Here is a 20,761-nt window from a genome sequence, read left to right as displayed (position 1 = left end):
TATCATTTACTTTCCCTCCCTTTTTGGAGGTGGTCTGAATGATTATTAATAAAGGCGGAGATTTAAGCAAAGAATACTTTATGGCATATTTTTCTTTGCTTATGAACAGCAGACAATGTACTTTAGAGAAGGCAAAGGAAATCACGTTTGATCGTCTATTTCGCAATGATGAAAATACGTTTGGAAACATTTCTTTTCAACATTTTATGGAAGCCTATGAGGAATTAAAAGAATAGGAAATAAGATTGCACTAAATTTTTTTATTTGAATATATAAGTGTATAGTTATATACTTATATTATTATTTCATAAAAAGGGGGATTTAAATGCTGCAAACTACAATTGAATTGGAGAAAGCTGCTGGTATTTTAAAATTACTTGGCGATAAAACAAGGCTGACTATGCTGAAATTAATTAATGAACAAACTTGTTGTGTTTGTGAGTTCGTTGAAATATTTCAGTCCAGTCAACCATCCATTAGCCAACATTTACGCAAACTGAAAGATTTGGGGTTAGTGAAGGAAGAAAGAAAAGGACAATGGATATTTTATACGGTTAATAGTAAGAGTGAGTATTATTCATTTATCAAACCGATTTTGAATCAATTACCCGATCAAGATGATAAATTAAAAGAACTGGAAGAGAAAGGCACACGAATTTCTTGTTGTTAGGTTTGGAGGTCTTATTTTGTCAGCAACACTTATACTCGCCATTATAATATTTGTTTTAACCCTAGTCCTAGTCATTTGGCAGCCAAAGAATTTAAATATTGGATGGTCTGCCATGGGAGGAGCTATTATTGCTTTACTCGTAGGAGTAGTGGGATTTAGTGATGTACTTGAAGTTATTGGCATCACTTGGAATGCAACATTATCATTTGTCGCCATTATTCTTATTTCATTAGTATTAGATGAAATTGGATTATTTGAATGGGCAGCATTACATATGGCACGGATAGCAAAAGGGCATGGAATAAAGATGTTTGTATATATTAGCATTTTGGGTGCAATTGTCGCAGCTTTATTTGCGAATGATGGTGCAGCACTCATTCTAACACCGATTGTACTTGCGATGGTACGTCATTTGAATTTCAAAGAAAAAATGATTTTTCCATTTATCATGGCAAGTGGGTTTATCGCTGATACGACATCTTTACCGTTTATTGTTAGTAATTTAGTTAACATCGTTTCAGCCGATTTCTTTGGTATCGGTTTTGTCGAATATGCTTCAAGAATGATTATTCCAAATTTATTCTCTTTAATCGCAACGATTTCGGTATTATTAATTTATTTTAGAAAAAACATACCTAGAGATTATGATGTATCAAAATTAAGAACACCAAATGAGGCGATCAGGGACTTAAAAATGTTTCGCCTATCATGGCTTATACTTGGTATATTAGTAATTGGGTACTTTACGAGTGAATTTGTTAATGTACCTGTTTCTATTATTGCTGGGGTCATTGCGATTTTCTTTATTTTGATGGCAAGACGCAGTACCGCTGTTAATACAAAAGAAGTAATTAAAGGGGCACCATGGAATATTGTATTCTTCTCCATTGGAATGTACGTGGTGGTCTATGGATTAGGGAATGCAGGGCTTACATCGGCACTTGCAAGTATGATTCAAACCGTAGCTGACCAAGGTTTATTTGTTGGAACGGTTGCCATGGGATTTATTGCAGCATTCCTATCCTCCATTATGAATAACATGCCTACCGTAATGATTAATGCATTAGCCATTGCGGAAACAAATACATCTGGTGTGTTACGTGAAGCACTTATTTATGCGAATGTAGTTGGATCAGATTTAGGTCCCAAAATCACACCGATTGGTTCTCTGGCAACATTAGTATGGCTGTATGTATTATCACAAAAAGGCGTTAAGATTTCATGGGGAACTTATTTTAAAACAGGTATTATTTTAACCCTTCCTATCTTATTGATTACATTAGTAGGACTATATTTAACACTGATTCTATTTTAACAAGGAGAATGATTATGTCTAAAAAAACAATTTATTTCTTATGCACTGGAAACTCTTGCAGAAGCCAAATGGCTGAAGGCTGGGCGAAAAAATATCTTGGAGATGCTTGGGAAGTGAAAAGTGCAGGTATTGAGGCACATGGTTTAAATCCCAATGCAGTAAAGGCAATGCAAGAGGTCAATATTGATATTTCGAACCAAACATCTGATATTATCGACCCGGAAATCTTAAACAATGCGGACTTTGTAGTCACTTTATGCGGAGACGCTGCGGATAAATGTCCAATGACACCGCCACAAGTGAAACGTGACCATTGGGGTTTTGATGATCCAGCCAAAGCTCAAGGGAATGAAGAAGAAAAATGGATTGTATTTCAACGGGTTCGTGATGAAATAGGGAAAAGAATCAAACGTTTTGCTGAAACAGGAGAATAGTATATGTATATGTTTATTTCATATTGAAAGGTGAAAACTAGATGATTGTAGAATAAAGAGGAATCGTTTCATAAAAAATATATGTTATCTAGTGAACTTGCCTATTATGTAAAAGATAATGCTTTGCCCTTAATTGATCAAGAATATGCTTTTTCTGAGTTAATCAACCCTGTATAAAGAGAACCAAATAAAGGCCTGGGTAACAGTGAGATATTTAGATTAGACAATAAAGGCAGTGCAATTTTCACAGTATGAATTGACCTTGGAGAAAGATAGGAACTGGTTGATTATAGAGTGAAAATAATCATTTTTTATTATTCTTCGTTATAACTAGATAAAAAAGATGATTCTAATAATAGGAAACCCACATGGATTCATTGTTTTTTATTTATAGGTCTGCCTTATGCAGTTAAACGAATACTTGTTTTAAATTCCTTTTTTATGCTGACTTTCCGTTTTAAGGCACGATATAATTAAATAAAATTATGTGTATGTGCTAGGAAATAGGTTAATTGAAGGAGGAATTAGATGGTTAAAGATAATGAAAAAGGCCGCTTATTAACACATGAATTGAATCGGAAATTGTATTTTGCGGAAATGGAAGAAAAATTGGTTAAGGTCACTTACTGTTTGATGGCAGATGACCTGTATACGGTAGATCATGCTATTCCTGAATTAATAAAAATAATTAACTTATTAGAACAAGAGCAGAGAGCTATCATGAATAGTATTATTTGTATAGAGAAGCAAATAAAAATAGAAAATTGACAAAAGTGTGAGAGTATTATAAAAGCCATCAAATTATGATGGCTCATTTTTTGTTTCAATCGTTTTTTATTATCTATAAGATTTTGCACCAATATAGTGACTTTGCCAGTAATCAATGCTAATATCTGCTACGACAACCCCATTATCTCCGGAATGAATCATTTGATTGTTTCCAATATAGATACCGCTATGGGACGCACCTTGTACGTCATAAGTACCTTCAAAGAATACAACATCCCCCACACTAGGAGAGTTAACACGTACACCAGTATTTACCCAATTATCACGGTGTGTACGAGCAACATCAATGCCTACTTGATTAAATACATATTGAATAAAACCGCTACTATCTAATCCGGAAGCAGTAGTTCCACCCCATACATAAGGTGTTCCGAGAACACTCTCTGCTGCAGCAACAATATTATCATGACTAGGGGAAATAGCTGCCGATTCGCTTGATTCACTAGATACATTTGTGTTAGTTAATTCATTGGAATTTCCAGTCTCTTCAAGGGCAAGTTCCTCATCATTAGTCTCAGATATGGTGTCTTGAGGTAAAGAAGGTGTATCAGCAGGTAATGCTAATGCATTCTTTGTATTTGACCCAATAATACCATCTACTTGCAAACCTTGATCCGCTTGGAAATCTCTCACTGCTTGTGCAGTAATATCACCAAAAACCCCATCTACTTGATAAGAATAGTAACCAAGTGATTGTAGAGTATTTTGTACATGTTCTACCTCAGATCCTACACTGCCTTGTTGGAGTATAGATGTGTTTACAATTTCAGTTGTAGTTGGTGGTTGCTGCTCTACTTGAAAATTGGATAAGTTGCTTTCTTCAATAGAAATATCGCCTTTAGAAGAGCCTTCGCCAGCGCTTGCAAACACACTATCTCCTAAAAATGGAGTTAATGCTATAGAAGTAGCAAGTGCACTTGAAAGTACATATTTTTTCACTCTAAGATTGGGTGTTGCCATAAGTGTTCCTCCTTTTAATGTTAGAAATTCTAGTTATTTTGTAGTTAAGTTTGAAATTCTATGTAATAGATTTTTCGCTCTTAAATAGATTTTAGCATGTGCATATCACAATAGAAATCATAAAAAAATTACATAAAGATTACAAAATGTGATCATATGTTACAGTATTGTATAAAGATTATAACAATAATCGACAGTATTTTATTTTTATGAAGCCTCTTTCGTGTACCTCGTAAAGTTCTAAAAAATTGATAGAAGAAGGAAACGTTTTGAAAACAACTGTCTTTAGCTTGACGATTGAATTGCCTATCTCATGATTGTTTTCTCAACAAAACGATTTGCTTCTCTCTATTAAGGTATAGGCTAAAAATGTCGCCTATTTCCAAATTGAGAAATTTAATAAATTCTTTTGGTACTCTAAATGAGCCTCTTTCATTTAATATCATTATATTTTCTATTGAATTTCCACTAAATTTTTGCACTATTAATTCATTAGATTTATGTTTTGAACTAATTATCACCTCATCTCCAGGGCTTAAGTTTAAAATATCTCTAATGGGTTTTGGAATAGTAACAGAATAACTACTGGTTATCATACAATGTAATCCAGTTGGATTTATTTGGGGATTTTTTTCATTTATAGGACATGAATCGTACATAAATTTAACACTCCATTTGAATATATTTTTTTAATAGTAATGGGAAGTTATGCAGATTCTTTGCAGAATAAAAAATTATAGAAATAATTTTCTTGTCAAATATCAAATCCTTTTATCGTATTCAATAAAAGAAGACAAAAAATTACAGAAGATATCTTTTATAGAAGATTTCTTCTGTAATTTGCTTATAACCCTTCAAAAGGAGGGGACATCTTCCTCCTCTTGAATATATTTTTAAATGGGATTGTATTGTTTACAAAAAGGTGAGTTAGAAATTATATGCTAGTTAATTCTAATTTCATTCTACTGAGGATAATTCACTTTCTGTTACCCATTTGTGGTTTGTGACTTCTTCTCCATTTGTAGTTAAAACAAAATCTACCATATATACCGTGGTTTCTTCTGCTGAATCAATTTCAGCTGTTGCCCCATTCATGCCTTCCATATGATCAGCATTTATAATAGCTTCATCACCAGATTCTAACGGTGTTTCACTAGGGTCTTCTAATTCTTCATGAATGACCCACTTATGATTGGTTATTTTCTCACCACCTGTTGTGGGTATATAAGAAACTGTATAAACTGTGGTATCGTAGGCTCCTACTATTGTTGCCTCAGCACCTTTCATACCTTCCATGTGATCCGATTCAATTATAGCTTGACTGCCAACTTCATAAGTTGGATTGTTTGCTTCCTTTAAACCTTCGGGTACATCTCCAGAGCCAGACATATGCATTTCGGAATGGTCCATGCCTTCCATATCGTCCTGTGTACTTTCCTCGGAGTTTTGTTCCGTGTTATTTTCATTATTTGTATCTTCCGTTTCCGTTTCTCCCGCACATGCGGATAGTACGGAGATTGTAAATAAAGATACTAACCCTATTATAATTTTTTTAATTGCCATTTAATGTTGCTCCTTTCATTATTTTGAATTCATTGTTACAGTACCCTATTATTTTGCAGTTTATGTGCAGATTGTCTAAAGTTCTAAAGATTATTTAATATTTATCTGATATAAAGTAAAGATTCAGCTTTGTAAAACAGGGGAATTCATTTTTCTTGGCAGGCCTGCATATTTTCTTGATAAATAAAAGCTATAATAAATGATAATAGACCAAATGAGAAGGTGATGTAAATTGCATATGATGAATGGGTATGGATCATTTTGGACAGTGATTCTAATGATTATTTTCTGGATAGGATTAATTAGTTTTGGTATTTTTTTAATAGCAAGTTTTATTAAAGGAGATAAAAAGAGAACACCATTACAAATAATTAAAGAACGCTTAGCTAAAGGTGAAATTAACGAGTTGGAATATGAACGACTAAAATCAATAATAAAGGAAAAAAAGAGTAATGATTTGAAAGTGAACAGTAGTATAAGTGAAGGTGATGTAGATAGTTAGCTTTACCATCCTAACAAATATACTTTTTCTTAAACATGTCTTTGCAACGGTATATTATCAAGATAGCCTCATTCTCATTTTTTCGGAGCGACACATATATCAAGAAGTTAAAGAAAAAATCATTTAATTATTACCAAGGTCAAGTGATAAAATTATTATATAGTGAGTTGAATATATATGTTTGAACTATTTAACCAGATAAGTAACACATTAATGGAACCAATAATAGATCTCGCTAATGGTTTAGAACATTTACCATTATTATTTGCCTTTTTTCTTGGGGTGATTGGAGCTCTTGCACCTTGTCAGCTTACAAGTAACCTCAGTGCAATTACGATTTATGGTAATAAATCATTAGTTGATAAAGTTCCATGGTTGCATGTATTGTTATTTGTCTTAGGGAAGGTCGTAGTTTATTCTATACTAGGGATTATTGTTTGGTTGTTAGGTAGAGAGGTATATAGCACGCTTTCACAAATTCTACCCATTATACGTAAAGCAATAGGTCCAATGCTAATTATAGTAGGGTTATTTATGATTGGGATATTTCAATGGAAGAAAACATGGCGTATTTTTCATTTTCCCACAAAGGTACTTAAAGATAGTTATTTAGGCAGCTTTTTAATGGGAGTAAGTTTTACATTAGCTTTTTGCCCAACCATGTTTGTGCTCTTTCTTTTAACATTAATGCCAATTGTATTGATAACTTCGTATGGTGCAGTCCTTCCAGCTGTGTTTGGAATTGGCACTTCTCTTCCGCTATTGATTGTTATATTTTTAATTTGGTATTTTGGTGCAAGTGGTGCCATATTAAAAAGAAGTAGAAAAATAGGAGCTGTCACCCAAAAGATTGCTGGTTTGTTACTTTTAATTCTTGGTGTGTTGGATACACTTACTTATTGGTTATAGAGGTGTAGTATGTTTAATAAATTATCTTTTAAAATTGGATTACTGTTTTTTGTATTTATTCTGGTTATTGAATCTTTTTTGTTTTTTATTTTATATACGAACCTAGTAAATGATCGTATTGATGAAGTTATGAATAGTCTGCTGGCACGCGGGAACACACATCGTGACGTTTTAGAAGATCATTTCGATCAACCTACATTAGAACATGTCGGTATTATGGAATCAGCGTCTGAATTTATCGTTATCATTACAAATGAGAAAGGTGAGATTATTATTTCATCTGACCCTGTAAAACAAGAAATGATTAATGTGGTAGAACATACTAATGATGAAGAAATACCTACAGAAGGTAAAATAGTTGAAGATAGGTGGAGTGAAGGAAATTATATCGTGACAGATAGTCCGATTACAATAAGCGGGGAACATAAGGGGCATGTGTTTATGTTTGCCGATACAAGTTATGTAAAAAGAACAGTTGATCAGCTTAGCAATCAGTTTTTGATAATTAGCTTTATCACTGTGTTGTTAACAATTATGACTATATTTATTTTGTCTCGATTTATTACACAACCGTTAATTAAAATGAAAGAAGAGACAGAACAATTAAGTAAGGGAAGACACAATATAGCACTACATACAAAAAGGAAAGATGAATTAGGTGAATTAGCTAATTCCATCACCAAGCTATCACAGGAGTTGAAAGAACTAAAACAGGCTAGAAATGAGTTCCTGGCCAGTGTGTCACATGAGCTGCGGACGCCATTAACATATATCAAAGGATATGCAGATATCATTAATCGTCAAGGTACGTCTGAAGAACAAGTTAAAGAATATGTTGAAATAATTCGAGAAGAAACAGAGCAATTAACGGTATTAATTAAGAACTTATTTGAATTAGCTAAAATAGATCAAAATAATTTTCGGATTAGACGCGAACGAGTGAATTTATGTGAGCTTATTCAAAGAATAATTGAACGTATTCGACCAGCGTTAGCTGAGAAAAAAATATTACTTCATGTGAATTGCCTTGATGAAATAAAAGCTTATATTGATCCAGAACGTTTTCAACAAGTGTTAATAAATATCCTAGATAATGCGAAAAAGCATTCTAAGGAAGGTTCAAAAATCTTAATAGAGGTAAAGCAGACTGATCAGTATATCATTATTACAACTACAGATGATGGAGAAGGAATTCCTGCACAAGATCTTCCATATATATTTGACCGGTTATACCGTGTGGAAAAATCACGTTCAAGACAAAGTGGAGGAACTGGGCTAGGTCTAGCTATTTCAAAAGAAATTATTGAATCCCATGGTGGTAGTATTGAAGCAAAAAGCGAAATAGGACTGGGCACAAGTATCATTATCAAGTTGGCAAGGGGGAAAAGAAATGAATAAAGTTCTTATCGTTGATGATGAGAAGCGAATGTTAGATTTAATTGCGTTGTATTTACAACCTCATAAATATGTTTGTAAAGAAGCATTAGGTGCTACTGAAGCATTGTCCTATATAAATCAAGAAACATTTGACATTGTTTTACTAGATATTATGATGCCTGAGATGGATGGATGGGAATTATGCCAAGAAATTAGAGGCATTTCTGATGTACCAATTATAATGTTAACTGCCCGTGACCAACATGAGGATATTGTAAAAGGATTGCGGTTAGGTGCAGACGATTATATCACAAAGCCATTTAACGAAGAAGAATTATTGGCTAGGATGTCAGCTATATTACGTAGAAGAGAACCAAAGAGTTATATTGAGGTGAATGGTTTAATTTGGAATAGGGATCAGTTTGAATTATCCTATAAAACTAACCCAATCAAGGTAACGCCTAAAGAATTTATTATGATTGGACACTTTATGAAGAATCCGAATCAAGTATTTGCTAGGGAACATTTGATTGATTTGATTTGGGGGTTTGATTCTGAAACAGGGGGAAGAACAGTTGATTCACACGTGCGGAATATGAGAGAGAAAATCCGTCAAACAGGATTTCCAATAGATGACTATTTTAAAACTGTGTGGGGTGTAGGATATAAGTGGGTTAATAACCCTTGACAGGGGAATTTGTATGATGTCTTAGTAATAAGAAAATTACCTATTGCACACTATATAGAAAATGATCTTAACATAATTATTCACTAGGAGGATTGATAGCATGGCAAATCACGATAGTAAGAAGAATAACCAAAGCCATAGTGAACACGATGGGCACAAGCACCATAATCACGAACATCATAACCACGAGCATCATGATCATGAACACCATAGCCATGATCACCGTGAGCATCATAATCATAATGGTCATGACCATTCGGGACACGGACATGGAGGAGGACATGCCGGTCATCATGAGCATATGATAGATGATTTTAAAAAGCGTTTCTGGGTATCTTTAGTGTTAGCGATACCGATTACTTATCTGTCACCGATGATCCAAATGTTATTCAACTATGAAGTAAACTTTACGGGTAACACGATAGTACTTTTCTTACTTTCTACCATAGTGTTTTTCTATGGTGGAAAACCGTTTTTACTTGGTGCATGGGATGAAATAAAAACAAAAACACCAGGGATGATGTTGTTAATTTCACTTGCCATTGTAACAGCCTATATTTATAGCACCTTAACAGCCTTCTTGATTGATGGCAGTGACTTTTATTTTGAGGTAGCTACGTTAATTGTCATTATGTTGTTAGGTCACTGGGTAGAAATGAGGTCCATAATGGGTGCTTCAAAAGCACTCGAAGAATTAATTAAACTAATGCCAAAAGAGGCACATAAAATTGACGCGTCCGGAAATATTGTAGAAGTGTCTGTTGAAGAATTACACCCTGGAGATGAGATTCTAGTTAAATCAGGAGAAAAAATACCCATTGATGGGGAAATTTTTGAAGGAGAATCTACCGTCGACGAATCTATGTTAACAGGTGAATCCGTTCCTGTGGAAAAAGGACCTGGAATGAAAGCAATAGGTGGGGCCGTTAATGGTGAAGGTGTATTAAAAATTAAGGTAAATAAAATTGGAAATGACACGTATTTATCTCAAGTTATTCAATTAGTAAGCGAGGCGGAAAATACCAAATCAAAAGCACAGGGGTTTGCTAATATTGCAGCAAAATGGCTATTTTATGTGGCGGTGGTTGCTGGAATCATCACGATTGCTTACTGGAGTACGACAGGGGATTTTGAATTTGCGCTAGAAAGAATGGTTACCGTTCTGATTATAGCTTGCCCGCATGCACTTGGTCTGGCTATGCCTTTAGTTACTTCAAGATCAACGTCTATTGCTGCTAAGAATGGTTTGTTGATTCGTAATCGTACCCCATTTGAAAATGCTCGAAAGCTAGATCGGGTTGTATTCGATAAGACAGGCACCCTTACTGAGGGAAACTTCGGGGTTACTGATATTCATCCAAGTAACAATGTAAGTAAAGATGAATTAGTGAAGTTAGCTTATTCAGTTGAGACCCAATCCGATCATCCAATTGCAAAAGGAATTGTGAAGGAAGGAAAAAATCGTAATTTAGAGCTATATGAGGTAACGAATTATAGAAATTTAACTGGTAAAGGATTAACTGCTGATGTGAAAGGAACTGAAATCGCAGTCATTAGCCCTGGAGCGATGAAAGCGAATAATATAGATTTCGATGAAGAAACGTATGAAAAGCTAGCCCAACAAGGGAAAACAGTTGTTTTTGTATTAAGAGACAATGTATTGCAAGGAATGATTGCTTTAGCGGATATCATTCGTGAATCCTCTTATGAAGTTATCAAGCAATTAAAAGATAGTGGCATTGAAACAGTTATGATGACAGGTGATAATAATCGTGTTGCAAATTATGTAGGTGAAAAACTTGGACTATCAAAAGTTATTTCAGAGGTTCTACCACATGATAAATCGGATAATGTGAAAAAACTGAAGGAAGGTGGCAAAAAGGTTGCCATGATTGGTGACGGAATCAATGATGCGCCTGCCTTAGCTGAAGCTGATTTGGGTATTGCGATTGGTGCTGGTACAGACGTTGCAATTGAGACAGCGGATGTTGTTTTAGTAAATAGTGATCCTGTTGATATCTTAAATATTTTGAAGTTATCGAAAGCTAGTTATAGAAAAATGATACAAAACTTAGGATGGGCAGCAGGTTACAACGTGATAGCCATCCCACTAGCAGCAGGTGTATTATATAATGTCGGTATCGTTATTACACCAGCTATTGGTGCTGCTGTCATGTCATTAAGTACAATTATTTGTGCAATTAATGCCCAATTGTTGAAGATTGATTAAAATTTAGTATGAAAATGAAATATAGGTTAAGTGTTAATAGTATAATGCTATTATTATACTCGGAAAAAAGCTCAATCTGTAAAGAAAAACTTTAGATGTAAAGGTTCAAAAGTTTCATTGTAAAATTTGAAAGAAGTTGTTTAAGATTAAGGTTATGAATTTAGTGTCTAAATATAAAAATGAAAAAGCTGGTTTTCCGTTAGGTGAAAATCAGTTTTTTCTAGTTGAAAGATTAAAGTAATGTGAGAAAAAGCTGACTTGGGTAAAGGTGACCGCTGCAATAGCTGATTTCGTTTTAATGGATAATGTAAATGAGTAAAATACAATCGACGAATCACTTCTGATCCACAAAGTATATTAACGCCTTTATGGAAAAAGGTTGATTGTTAATAACTTTTAACGTTCTAGTTGATTTCCGGAATAGATAAAGAAATGTACATCTATGTTTTGCATAATATTTGTAGTCCCCATATATGATTAAAGATTTATCATTAAGGTGAAGGGTTTAAAACTGTAAATGATTCTCCATTTAGATATTTTATGATTATATTTAATTATGTAATTCATCAAACATTAACTTTTTCTTGATAAATTCTCGATAGTTTTAAAATATAGTTACGTCATAAGGATAATGAATCATTAACATAAATTGGTATCAAGTATCTAATGAAAGGAGAAAAGTTAACATCTATAATCGTAATTTAAGTGATGAAACAATAATCAAATATAATTCTTGAATCAAGTAAATTGGCTAATAGTCAAGTGTTATTGAATGTTAGCCTTTAAAGATGGATTAATATGTAAAATTTTCTTAATGGGAGTTATGGTATATGAAAAGAAAATCATTATTAATAAGTTTAATTTTTTTATTGACAATACTTGTCTTATCGGCTTGTGCAGGGAATGTTGAATCACCACCTGAAGAAAACTCAGATATGGAACAAGAGTCTGATTCCATGGAAGAAGGAATGGATCATTCATCTATGGATGATGATGCAATTGAGAATGGTCATATGAGTCATGATGAGGTGGTAAGTTTAAATGGTTCAACAGGGGAAAATGAATTGAAAATACCTCCTTTGCTTGAAAGCGATAATGAAGAAGAAGTTGTATACACTGTTCGAGCACAAGAAGGAGAGACTGAAATATTCGATGGTACTAATACGAAAACATATGGATACAATGGGTCATTTTTAGGACCAGTGCTTCAATTTGAAGAAGGCGATACGGTGAAAATTAGAACGATAAATGAGTTAGATGAGGAGACAACTTTTCATTGGCACGGGCTGGAAGTATCAGGTGAAGAAGACGGTGGGCCACATAATTCATTAAAGCCAGGAGAAGAAGAGCTGATCGAATTTGAAGTGACACAAGAAGCCTCGACGTTATGGTTCCATCCCCATCCAGAAGGGAAAACCTCTGAACAGGTTTACAATGGACTTGCAGGATTGATTTATATAGAAGATGACAACTCTAAGAGTCTTGGATTGCCAAATGAGTATGGAAAGAATGATATTCCCTTGATTTTCCAAGATAAAACATTTGATGATCAGAAACAATTGAATTACAGTGCTGCTATGAATGATGATGGAACAATCGGTGATACGTCATTGGTAAACGGGACGTTAAATCCGAAGTTGACCGTAGGGAAAGAAAAGGTTCGTCTTCGTCTCTTAAATGGGTCCAATGCGAGGAATTACACTTTTAAATTGAATACAGGGGATTCCTTTGTGCAAGTTGCAACGGATGGAGGTTTCCTGAATAAACCAGTGACACTAGATGAAATTACACTGACCCCATCAGAACGGGCGGAAATAATTATTGATTTTTCGCAGCTTAACTCTGAAGATGGGTTGGCGTTAATAAATGAGGAGGATGGTTCGATCCTTTTACCATTTGAAGTTTCTGGTCAAAGTGGAGAGGATAGCAGTATTCCAGAAGAGATGAATGATATTTCAATTACAGAAGAAGAGATGAGCTTACCAGTAACAAAAAACGTGGAACTCTTTGGAATGATGGATATGGTAACGATAAATGGAAAGAAATTTGATCCGGAAAGAATTGATTTCACACAAGATCAAGGGGTCACTGAAGTGTGGGAAATTTACAATAAACCTGACATGATGGGCGGAATGATTCATCCATTTCACATTCACGGAGCTCAATTTAAAATACTTTCTCGAAATGGAGAAGAACCACCAGAAAATGAGCGGGGATGGAAAGACAGTATTTCTATTGAACCAGATGAAACAGTTAAAATAGCTATACAATTCAAGCAAAAAGGCGTGTATATGTTCCATTGTCATATTCTTGAACATGAAGACAACGGCATGATGGGACAGGTGAAGGTAGAATAGAGTATGGTCCATAATATAGCGTTAGACATGTAAAAAAGAATTATTAAGCTGCCAGTGTGATTAGTTCATACTGGCAATTTTAAAATTCATTAATCGATGAAAAAGGGGTATTTTACTTTTTTCCATGTTACATGATATCTATCAAGTCTGATGTTCAATTTATGCCCAACTTTTTACTCGCTCCATTGTAAAAAAGACGTGATATTTATAAAATATTTGAGTAATTTTCCCCATTTGGATTTTGATTTAAACGGATGTTCCTTATAAAGGACTTACTTAATCAAACAGTTAATTGTATACTGAATTTATCAAAAATTACATATATTATTTTTATAAATGTACTTAAACTAATTGGTAGGATACTTTAAAAAAAATTTAATAATATACTTGACTGTGTATCTAGATACACGGTTTATTATTTTTATAGGAGGTGAAATATGTGAGTTATCGTATTAGTGCATTTGCAGAAAAATGTGGAGTGAATAAAGAGACAATTAGATATTACGAACAAAAATCATTATTAAAGGAACCTTCTCGAACAAATGCTGGTTATCGGGTATACTCAGATAATGATGTTAGGCGAGTAGGTTTTATTAAACATATTCAAGAGCTTGGTTTCTCTTTAAATGAAATTTATAAATTACTTGGGATTGTAGATAAAGATGAAGTTCGCTGTGAAAATATGTTTGAATTTGTTTCCAAAAAAGAAAAGGAAGTACAAAAAAAAATAGAAGATTTAAAGCGAATTGAAGTCATGCTAAAAGATTTAAAACAACGGTGCCCAGATGAAAAACAACTACATGAATGTCCAATAATTGAAACACTGATTGGGGAACAATAAAAGGAATAAGAAAAAATATAGAACAGGATGATGAGTAAATGAATAAATTTAAGATAAACATTCACGGAATGACTTGTACAGGTTGTGAAGAGCATGTAGCATTAGCACTTCAAAATATAGGAGCTAATAATGTTGAAGCTAGTTTTCGTCGTGGTGAAGCAGTATTTGAGTTACCTGAGAATATTGGAGTTAAAACTGCAAACAAGGCGATTAAAGAAGCAAAATATCAACCTGGAGAAATAGAAGAAGTACCATCACAAGAAAATATGGTGCTAGGTAATGAAGGGGATTATGACTTACTTATCATTGGTTCTGGTGGTGCAGCTTTTTCGGCTGCGATTAAAGCAATTGAATATGGGGCGAAAGTAGTCATGATTGAACGTGAAACCATTGGAGGAACATGCGTGAATACAGGTTGTGTTCCATCAAAGACACTTCTTAGAGCTGGGAAAATCAATCATTTGGCTAAGGTGAATCCATTTAAAGGATTGCAAATTTCCGCGGGAGATGTAGAATTAGCACCTTTAATCAGGCAAAAAAATGAATTGGTTAATAGGCTTAGGCACCAAAAATACATTGATTTAATTAATGAATATGGCTTTGATTTAATTAAGGGTGAAGCTAAATTTATTGATAAAAATACAATTGAAGTCAACGGAGAGAAACTTTCTGCAAAGCACTTTTTAATTGCAACAGGTGCTTCTCCTTCTTTACCGGAAATTTCAGGACTTAAAGAAGTGGATTATCTAACAAGTACAACACTACTTGAATTAAAAAAGGTGCCTGAACGCTTAACGGTTATTGGTTCAGGATATATCGGAATGGAGCTTGGGCAACTATTTCATAATTTAGGTTCAGAAGTAACGCTTATGCAAAGAAGTGAACGTCTTTTAAAAGAATATGACCCAGAGATTTCAGAAGCTGTAGAAAAGGCTTTAGTTGAACAGGGTATAAATCTTGTGAAAGGGGCAACCTTTGAGTGGGTAGAACAAGTTGGAGGAAACAAAAAGATTTACGTAACGGTAAATGGTAAGAAAAAAGTTGTGGAATCAGAGCAGTTACTTGTGGCAACAGGGAGAAAACCAAATACGGATTCTTTAAATTTAAGTGCAGCAGGTATTGAAGTTGGAAAACGAAAAGAAATCGTGATAAATGATTATGCTAGGACAAGTAATGAGAAGGTTTATGCAGCAGGAGATGTAACATTGGGACCTCAATTTGTTTATGTAGCAGCCTATGAAGGTGGAATTGTTGCTGACAATGCGATTCGTGGGTTAAATAAAAAATTAAATTTGTCTGTTGTTCCTGGCATAACGTTTATAAATCCGGCAATTGCAACAGTTGGTTTAACAGAAAAACAAGCAAAAGAAAAGGGATATGAAGTCAAAACATCTGTGTTGCCTTTAGACACCATTCCAAGAGCGTTAGTAAATCATGAAACAACAGGGGTTTTTAAGCTTGTTGCTGATTCAAAAACATTGAAAGTGCTTGGAGTTCATATTGTATCTGAAAATGCAGGAGATGTGATTTATGCAGCTACATTAGTCGTTAAGTTTGGATTAACCGTAGAGGATTTAAAAGAAAGTCTTGCACCGTATTTAACAATGGCAGAGGGTTTAAAATTAGCTGCTCTTACATTTGATAAAGATGTATCAAAATTATCATGCTGTGCCGGGTAAAAACTCCTTATTGATAATAGCTTCAATTAATTGAATAAGTATAACTTCACTATTTTATGCTTTACTCGAACTATAGAATCCATTTTGATTAATCTTTTTCCAAAATGGATTCTTTTATTTAACGTAAAACACGAGTTTACATGGTATTTTTAATCAAACCTTATTTAAAAGCCACATATTGCCCAATCTAAAGTTTTTCTAATGATATTCTTATTATTAAAAGAAAACCCTAGCTCTAGGGTTTTTCAAACTCACAAATGCTTTCTATCAAATTTAAATAAGTTGCATTGTCGTAATACAAGTTGGGTCATCCTCGAATGTAGATATGGTTGATTCTACCTGTTTGTCATCTAAAGTAATAATGACTTTAAACTCCTGATCTCTTGGTAGCCATAAATCAATAAAGCCGTTGTCAAAGGATTCAATCGATTCATCAATAAGTACATTTCCATTGGCATTTTCGATATAAACTTCAAATGGAGTATTCACTAGCTCACCTTGACATCCTGTAAGACTATGGAATGTACATGGGTGTGTTTCATTGATAAAGGGAGCAATCGATACATAAAACTCATCATCAGGTAAATCATAATTGACTTCTTTATTATCTTTTTCAACTACTAATTGGCTAGTATCTACTGAAGCAGAGGTAGCACTTATTTGATCTGTGCTGTAATCGTGTATTAATGATTTAACATCTACTTCAGATGATTGATTAGTATTACTGTTACAAGCTGCTAAAATAACCAAAAGAAACAAACAAACAAACACTATTTGATTTTTCAAATAGACAACTCCTTACCATATAAAATATATAGCATTATTATAACACCTAAATAAAATAAAAAGTTCATGTTCATAGAATTGTTAAAATTATTAAAAATTCAACGCTGAGGACAATGAGAAATGAAAGTAATGCAAAATTATTTTCTGTAAATTTTTTCTTGTTGAATACTATACGGGGGTATGATATTATGTTTTTAAGGAAACTTTAAATATATTAATGAAAAGCTCCTGTAATTAGATTGAATGGAGGGCTGTTTGATGAATGTTGCAGATCAAACATTAAAGAAAGGGCTAAGTACCAATGATAAGATAAAAATAATTATTATATTAGCGGTTCCGGCTGTAATAGAAAACTTTTTTCAGACGATGCTAGGATTTGCAGATACATTTTTTGTTGCTCAAATTGGTTTGGATGAAGTATCTGCAGTTGGGGTAACGAACGCTATACTAGCAATTTATTTTGCAATTTTTATGGCAATAGGTGTTGGTGTCAATGTGTTAATGGCTAATGCAACTGGTGCAGGCGACTATGAACGTGCCTCAAAAGTTGCACAGCAAGGAGTAATTTTGACCACTATTGTAGGTGGCCTAACAGGTATGTTAACACTGATTTTTGCAGAACCTCTTTTAAGCCTTCTTGGTGTAGAACAACAAGTGTTAGAGATTGGTGTAGTATACTTTAGAATTGTTGCTGTTCCTTCTATACTCATGGCTTATATGTTTGTGATGAGTAGTATTTTAAGGGGAGTTGGAGATACAAAATCACCAATGAAAGCAGTTATTATTGCAAATATTGTCAATATTATTTTGGATTATATCTTTATCTTTGGCTTCTTGTTTATACCTGCACTAGGTATCGTAGGGGCTGGATTAGCCGGAGTAATTGCACGTCTGGTTGGTACATTTGTGCTTATTTTATATATTAAGAAAAATAATCAGATTATGTTTCAAAAGAACTGGTGGAGGTTTGATAAGGTTTATCAAAAAGAGCTTTTAGGTTTAGGTGCTCCAGCAGCAGGTGAGCGCCTGGCAATGAGAATAGGGCAGGTCGTTTATTTTGGCTTCATTGTTGCATTAGGTACAAGTACATTTGCAGCACATCAAATAGCAGGGAATATCGAGACATTTTCTTATATGATTGCTTATGGTTTTGCTGCTGCCGCAACTATTATTGTAGGCAAACAAGTAGGAGCAGGTAATTATGAAGAAGCTAAAAGTTATGCAAAATTAATCTCCATTCTATCAGCTGTATTTATGGTTTTCATGGGAGTATTATTATTTATTCTTGGAGAATGGATAGGCGGTTTTTTCAGTGAAGATCCAGTAGTTGTATCTGAAATAAGTATTGCACTAAAAATAGCAGCATTATTCCAGCCTTTTCTAGCGATATTGCTTATTCTTACAGGAGCATATCAAGGTGCTAGAAATACAAAATACCCTATGTATTTAACAACGATTGTGATGTGGTTGATTCGAACACTTTTTGTATATCTCTTAGCAATTCAAATGCAGTTAGGGATAGCAGGTGTCTGGGTAGCAATCGGTATTGATATCGTGATACGCGCCGTTGTTATGTGGTACAGAATGGAAAAAGACAAATGGATTAAATCCAAAAAGAAGATGTCATTTAAAGATAAAGTAGAATGTCAATGTCATCCAAAGACAAAACAACCAAACATGAATGAATGTGTTAATAATTATTAAAATGTCATTTTTAATCAAAAAAAGATGTTACTTTATAACTGGTTATGGACGGATTAAGGTCCAGATTTCAATAAATGACTTGGGAGGGAAATATCATGACAAAAAAAGTTGTTATCATAGGTGGTGTAGCAGGTGGGGCAACAGCCGCCGCAAGGTTAAGAAGAATAAGTGAAGAAATAGAAATTGTGCTTTTCGAAAGAGGAGAACATATTTCATTTGCGAATTGTGGATTACCTTACTACATCGGAGAAACAATTAAGGATCGCAATAAATTATTAGTACAAACTGTGGAAGGTATGTCGGAACGATTTAATCTCGACATACGTAATTTGAGTGAAGTAGTGAACATCGACACAGATAAAAAACAGGTGACAGTTAATAACCTAAAAAGCGGAGAAACGTACAAAGAATCCTATGATAAATTATTGTTATCACCGGGAGCCAAACCAATTGTACCTGCGATACCAGGGTTAAAGGAAAATAATTCGTTATTTACATTAAGAAATATTCCCGACACAGATGCTATCAAACGTTATGTGGATAATCACCTGCCACAAAGAACTGTCATTGTTGGTGGTGGATTTATTGGTGTTGAGATGGCGGAGAATCTTGCTAACAGAGGGATAAAGGTTACCATAGTTGAAATGGCCAATCAAATCATGGCACCGATTGATATGGAAATGGCAGCTATTCTGCACACGCATTTAAGAGAAAAAGGGGTTCAATTGATTCTGGACAATGGAGTTCAATCATTTGCAGAGGAAGGAAAGAAGATTATACTTTCTGATGGGACGGAACTTCAAACAGATATGACGATTCTTTCTATCGGTGTTATGCCGGAAAATGAACTGGCGAAATCAGCAGGACTTTCATTAGGGCAACGTGGAGGAATCATCGTGAATGACTATCTGCAAACATCCAATGATCATATCTATGCGGTTGGGGATGCGGTCGAAGTAGCAGATTATATCACAGGCACAAAGACAATGATTCCACTTGCTGGACCAGCGAATCGACAAGGTCGTATTGCGGCTAACAATTTAATGGGTAAAAAAGAGAAATATCAAGGGACAGTAGGCACATCCATTGCAAAGGTGTTTGATTTGACCGTTGCATCCACAGGAAATAATGAAAAAACACTTAAACGGCTAAGGATTCCCTACGAAGTGGTCCATGTTCATCCAAGCTCTCACGCTAATTATTATCCAGAAGCTGTACCAATTTCCCTAAAGTTACTTTTTGATAAAGAAACAGGAAAAATCTTCGGTGCTCAGGCTGTTGGAGAAGAAGGCGTGGATAAACGCATGGACGTTATCACTACAGCCATAAAAGGCGGGTTAACTGTAGAAGATTTAACAAATTTAGAGTTATCCTATGCACCGCCTTATTCATCAGCAAAAGATCCAGTGAATATGGCAGGGTATGTAGCTGCGAACATCATAGACGGGGAATTAGAACATATCCAGTGGCATGAAGTAGACCAGATTGTTGCTGATGGGAGGTTATTAATTGATGTTCGTAACTCAGGGGAACGTGAATCTGGTTATATCAAAGGATCTGTTAATATTCCGCTACATGAGTTAAGAAATTCTCTTGATACTATACCAAAAGATCAGACCATTTATGTAAGTTGTCAAGTTGGTTTAAGAGGGTATCTAGCTAGTCGTATTCTAAAAAATAATGGATTTGAAGTGAAAAATGTAGATGGCGGATGGAAGACGTATTCCTCTGTTTTTGGGAATCAACAAGCATTGTAAAAAAGGGGAGAGAAATAATGTATTACTGGCTGATGGGGTATAAGTAAGCATGAAAGAAAATCGAACTAAAAAGCTAAAGTGTGATTCATTTTTTACCCGCCACTTTTTATGAGCAATGTGTACTCAGGTTTTCGTTACTATGAATTATTTAAAAAGAGAGTAATGATACCTAAATGCGAGATAATATATAAATATAAATT

General features: G+C 34.3%; 19 protein-coding genes. 15 read left to right on the top strand and 4 right to left on the bottom strand.

Translation table 11 applies throughout. The features are described 5' to 3' along the window. The first annotated feature begins 38 nt into the window (after positions 1-38). From ACZSMY_RS08330 to ACZSMY_RS08310, 5 genes are all read left to right on the top strand, one after another. Positions 39-236, top strand: coding sequence for a hypothetical protein (locus ACZSMY_RS08330; RefSeq protein WP_042533122.1), 198 nt, complete (start codon positions 39-41; stop codon positions 234-236). Positions 237-325: 89 nt separating this feature from the next. Beyond that, positions 326-670: an ArsR/SmtB family transcription factor gene (locus ACZSMY_RS08325; RefSeq protein ID WP_042533123.1), complete on the top strand. Its 345-nt coding sequence runs from the start codon at positions 326-328 to the stop codon at positions 668-670. 16 nt (positions 671-686) lie between these two features. Then, positions 687-1,985, top strand: coding sequence for an arsenic transporter (locus tag ACZSMY_RS08320; RefSeq protein WP_042533125.1), 1,299 nt, complete (start codon positions 687-689; stop codon positions 1,983-1,985). 14 nt (positions 1,986-1,999) lie between these two features. After that, entirely contained in the window at positions 2,000-2,419 is a 420-nt protein-coding gene (gene arsC / locus ACZSMY_RS08315) for an arsenate reductase (thioredoxin) (protein WP_066186216.1), read from the top strand. Positions 2,420-2,947: 528 nt separating this feature from the next. Next, positions 2,948-3,187 carry a hypothetical protein gene (locus ACZSMY_RS08310; protein ID WP_042533132.1) on the top strand — a complete coding sequence of 80 codons (240 nt, stop codon included), beginning with the start codon at positions 2,948-2,950 and terminating at the stop codon, positions 3,185-3,187. Between the two features lie 69 nt (positions 3,188-3,256). Here the strand turns inward: ACZSMY_RS08310 and ACZSMY_RS08305 are convergent, their stop codons facing one another. The 3 genes from ACZSMY_RS08305 to ACZSMY_RS08295 form a co-directional block, all read right to left on the bottom strand. Continuing rightward, positions 3,257-4,168, bottom strand: coding sequence for a C40 family peptidase (locus ACZSMY_RS08305; protein ID WP_042533134.1), 912 nt, complete (start codon positions 4,166-4,168; stop codon positions 3,257-3,259). A gap of 311 nt (positions 4,169-4,479) precedes the next feature. Beyond that, positions 4,480-4,827 carry an AbrB/MazE/SpoVT family DNA-binding domain-containing protein gene (locus ACZSMY_RS08300; protein ID WP_042533136.1) on the bottom strand — a complete coding sequence of 116 codons (348 nt, stop codon included), beginning with the start codon at positions 4,825-4,827 and terminating at the stop codon, positions 4,480-4,482. A gap of 298 nt (positions 4,828-5,125) precedes the next feature. Further along, positions 5,126-5,731 (bottom strand): YdhK family protein, encoded by a 606-nt coding sequence (locus ACZSMY_RS08295; RefSeq protein WP_042533140.1) that lies wholly within the window; start codon positions 5,729-5,731, stop codon positions 5,126-5,128. Positions 5,732-5,969: 238 nt separating this feature from the next. Here ACZSMY_RS08295 and ACZSMY_RS08290 point away from each other — a divergent pair, with 238 nt between their 5' ends. From ACZSMY_RS08290 to merA, 8 genes are all read left to right on the top strand, one after another. Beyond that, entirely contained in the window at positions 5,970-6,233 is a 264-nt protein-coding gene (locus ACZSMY_RS08290) for an SHOCT domain-containing protein (RefSeq protein ID WP_042536130.1), read from the top strand. A 177-nt stretch (positions 6,234-6,410) separates the two neighbouring features. Beyond that, complete coding sequence (locus tag ACZSMY_RS08285) at positions 6,411-7,142, top strand: cytochrome c biogenesis CcdA family protein (protein ID WP_042533142.1); 732 nt, start codon at positions 6,411-6,413, stop codon at positions 7,140-7,142. A gap of 9 nt (positions 7,143-7,151) precedes the next feature. Further along, entirely contained in the window at positions 7,152-8,540 is a 1,389-nt protein-coding gene (locus ACZSMY_RS08280) for a sensor histidine kinase (RefSeq protein WP_042533144.1), read from the top strand. Further along, positions 8,533-9,207, top strand: coding sequence for a response regulator transcription factor (locus tag ACZSMY_RS08275; RefSeq protein WP_042533146.1), 675 nt, complete (start codon positions 8,533-8,535; stop codon positions 9,205-9,207). Before ACZSMY_RS08280 ends, ACZSMY_RS08275 begins: the two co-directional genes overlap by 8 nt. A gap of 100 nt (positions 9,208-9,307) precedes the next feature. Further along, positions 9,308-11,437, top strand: coding sequence for a copper-translocating P-type ATPase (locus ACZSMY_RS08270; RefSeq protein WP_042533148.1), 2,130 nt, complete (start codon positions 9,308-9,310; stop codon positions 11,435-11,437). A gap of 830 nt (positions 11,438-12,267) precedes the next feature. Then, positions 12,268-13,794: a multicopper oxidase family protein gene (locus tag ACZSMY_RS08265; RefSeq protein ID WP_465147657.1), complete on the top strand. Its 1,527-nt coding sequence runs from the start codon at positions 12,268-12,270 to the stop codon at positions 13,792-13,794. Positions 13,795-14,233: 439 nt separating this feature from the next. Next, positions 14,234-14,635: an Hg(II)-responsive transcriptional regulator gene (merR, locus tag ACZSMY_RS08260; protein ID WP_042533153.1), complete on the top strand. Its 402-nt coding sequence runs from the start codon at positions 14,234-14,236 to the stop codon at positions 14,633-14,635. Positions 14,636-14,673: 38 nt separating this feature from the next. Next, positions 14,674-16,314, top strand: a complete 1,641-nt coding sequence (gene merA, locus ACZSMY_RS08255; protein WP_042533157.1) for a mercury(II) reductase — start codon at positions 14,674-14,676, stop codon at positions 16,312-16,314. Positions 16,315-16,587: 273 nt separating this feature from the next. Here merA and ACZSMY_RS08250 read toward each other — a convergent pair whose 3' ends face one another. Beyond that, positions 16,588-17,100, bottom strand: a complete 513-nt coding sequence (locus tag ACZSMY_RS08250) for a CueP family metal-binding protein (protein ID WP_042533159.1) — start codon at positions 17,098-17,100, stop codon at positions 16,588-16,590. 258 nt (positions 17,101-17,358) lie between these two features. Between ACZSMY_RS08250 and ACZSMY_RS08245 the strand changes: the two genes are divergently transcribed. Next, a complete protein-coding gene (locus ACZSMY_RS08245; protein ID WP_042533161.1) occupies positions 17,359-18,804 on the top strand; it encodes an MATE family efflux transporter in 1,446 nt (481 codons plus the stop codon). Positions 18,805-18,899: 95 nt separating this feature from the next. Further along, entirely contained in the window at positions 18,900-20,561 is a 1,662-nt protein-coding gene (locus ACZSMY_RS08240; protein ID WP_042533163.1) for a CoA-disulfide reductase, read from the top strand. Positions 20,562-20,761 lie beyond the last annotated feature (200 nt).

This window comes from Oceanobacillus sp. B139/18, from assembly GCF_055524595.1.
Note: the sequence above shows the minus strand (reverse complement) of the source record. Positions and strands in the feature narration are given on the sequence as shown.

Bases quoted from the DNA above. Each gene is read 5' to 3' on its own strand.
- ACZSMY_RS08330 (WP_042533122.1), top strand. From the start codon at position 39: ATGATTATTAATAAAGGCGGAGATTTAAGCAAAGAATACTTTATGGCA.
- ACZSMY_RS08325 (WP_042533123.1), top strand. From the start codon at position 326: ATGCTGCAAACTACAATTGAATTGGAGAAAGCTGCTGGTATTTTAAAA.
- arsC (WP_066186216.1), top strand. From the start codon at position 2,000: ATGTCTAAAAAAACAATTTATTTCTTATGCACTGGAAACTCTTGCAGA.
- ACZSMY_RS08310 (WP_042533132.1), top strand. From the start codon at position 2,948: ATGGTTAAAGATAATGAAAAAGGCCGCTTATTAACACATGAATTGAAT.
- ACZSMY_RS08305 (WP_042533134.1), bottom strand. From the start codon at position 4,168: ATGGCAACACCCAATCTTAGAGTGAAAAAATATGTACTTTCAAGTGCA.
- ACZSMY_RS08300 (WP_042533136.1), bottom strand. From the start codon at position 4,827: ATGTACGATTCATGTCCTATAAATGAAAAAAATCCCCAAATAAATCCA.
- ACZSMY_RS08295 (WP_042533140.1), bottom strand. From the start codon at position 5,731: ATGGCAATTAAAAAAATTATAATAGGGTTAGTATCTTTATTTACAATC.
- ACZSMY_RS08290 (WP_042536130.1), top strand. From the start codon at position 5,970: ATGATGAATGGGTATGGATCATTTTGGACAGTGATTCTAATGATTATT.
- ACZSMY_RS08285 (WP_042533142.1), top strand. From the start codon at position 6,411: ATGTTTGAACTATTTAACCAGATAAGTAACACATTAATGGAACCAATA.
- ACZSMY_RS08280 (WP_042533144.1), top strand. From the start codon at position 7,152: ATGTTTAATAAATTATCTTTTAAAATTGGATTACTGTTTTTTGTATTT.
- ACZSMY_RS08275 (WP_042533146.1), top strand. From the start codon at position 8,533: ATGAATAAAGTTCTTATCGTTGATGATGAGAAGCGAATGTTAGATTTA.
- ACZSMY_RS08270 (WP_042533148.1), top strand. From the start codon at position 9,308: ATGGCAAATCACGATAGTAAGAAGAATAACCAAAGCCATAGTGAACAC.
- ACZSMY_RS08265 (WP_465147657.1), top strand. From the start codon at position 12,268: ATGAAAAGAAAATCATTATTAATAAGTTTAATTTTTTTATTGACAATA.
- merA (WP_042533157.1), top strand. From the start codon at position 14,674: ATGAATAAATTTAAGATAAACATTCACGGAATGACTTGTACAGGTTGT.
- ACZSMY_RS08245 (WP_042533161.1), top strand. From the start codon at position 17,359: ATGAATGTTGCAGATCAAACATTAAAGAAAGGGCTAAGTACCAATGAT.
- ACZSMY_RS08240 (WP_042533163.1), top strand. From the start codon at position 18,900: ATGACAAAAAAAGTTGTTATCATAGGTGGTGTAGCAGGTGGGGCAACA.